Origin of the sequence: Burkholderia sp. Bp9004, assembly GCF_003858025.1 — a bacterium.
In the GTDB taxonomy this organism is placed as follows: Bacteria; Pseudomonadota; Gammaproteobacteria; order Burkholderiales; family Burkholderiaceae; genus Burkholderia; species Burkholderia diffusa.
Genome location: NZ_QTQD01000073.1, coordinates 1 through 1,534 on the forward strand (window position 1 = coordinate 1; position 1,534 = coordinate 1,534).

General features: G+C 66.4%; 1 protein-coding gene. It reads left to right on the top strand.

The features are described from left to right. The coding region (locus DIE08_RS35170; RefSeq protein WP_148096101.1) for an RHS domain-containing protein at positions 1-1,534 on the top strand (1,534 nt) is incomplete at both ends.

The following is a 1,534-nucleotide window of genomic DNA, read 5'->3' on the forward strand; positions in this document are numbered from 1 at the left end:
CCATCACGCGCTACGAGTACGAGGAGGCGACCGGCAAACTGGCGCGCGCCATCGACGGGCAGCGCATCACCGCCTACACCTTCGATCCGATGGGCCGCCTCACCGAGCGACGCGCTGCGCTGCAAACCGGCGACGCAGCCCCGCGCGAGCAAGACTGGCAGGTCGAACGCTTCGCCTACGACCTCAACGGCAACCTCGCGCTGGCGACCAACGCCGACAGCCGCCTGCAATGGTTCCACGACCCGGCCGGCAACCTGGTGCGCGAACACCAGCACTACAGCCGATTGGGCAAGCCCCTGGTGGGTGTGTGGCTGCACGAATACGATGCGCTGAACCAGCGTATTGCCACCGTGCGCCCGGACGGCCACCGTGTCAGCTGGCTCACCTACGGCAGTGGCCACCTGCTGGCGCTGCAGCTCGACGAGCGCGAACTGGTCAGCTACGAGCGTGACGACCTGCACCGCGAGGTCGCACGGCTGCAAGGCAACCGCCTGCTGCAAACGCAGCAGTGGGACGCCATGGGGCGGCTCAGCGAGCAGGTGCTTGCCCACGAATCCAAAGGCCCGGTCGGGCAAACCGCAGGCGGCAACCGCCTGCTGGTGCGCCGTTACCGCTACGACGCCGGCGGCCAGCTCACCGACATCAACGACACGCGGCGCGGGCAGCTCGCCTACCGCTACGACCCGGTGGGCCGCCTGCTCGAAGCGCAAAGCCGGCTCGGCCACGAGACCTTCGACTTCGACCCGGCCAGCAACCTCATCGACCCGGCCGAGCAGCGCGAAGCCAAGCGCCAGCGCATGCCGCGCATCAAGGCGCAGGACAACCTGCTCAAGCAATACGCCGGCACCCATTACCAGTACGACGCGCGCGGCAACCTCACGCAGCGTTGGCACAACGGCAAGGTAGGCCGCTTCACCTGGGACCTGTTTGACCGCCTGACGCACTACGAAGACGAGCGTCTGAAGGTCGACTACACCTACGACGCCCTCGGCCGGCGCCTGTCCAAGCACAGCCAGGCGCACTACGAGGAAAGAAGCGAAGCGGGGCCACACTGGAACCGCGCCGAGCGGGTCAAGCGCAACCGCGAGCTGCAGTGTGGCTTCACGCTGTACGGCTGGGATGGCGACTCGCTAGCGTGGGAGAGCAAGATCGCCGACGAGGACGGCTTCGGCGCGCGCACCACGCACTACGTGTACGAGCCGGGCAGCTTTGTGCCGGTGGCGCAGGCGGTGCGCGAGGAAGCCATCGAATTGCTGGACCAGCCCGAGTACGGCGATTTTTATCGGCGTGACAAGGATCCGCTCTGGCTACCGCCGCCGCCCGCACCGGTTGTCGACACGCTGGCCTGGTACCAGTGTGACCATCTTGGCACGCCGCAGGAACTGACCGGCGAGCGGAGCGAGATTGCTTGGCGTGCGGAATATCGTGCGTGGGGAGTGGCAGAGGAGGCCATTCAAATCGCAGTGGATGGCCGAGCGGAATTGCACAACTGGATTCGATTTCAGGGACAGTACCATGACCATGAAACCGGTCT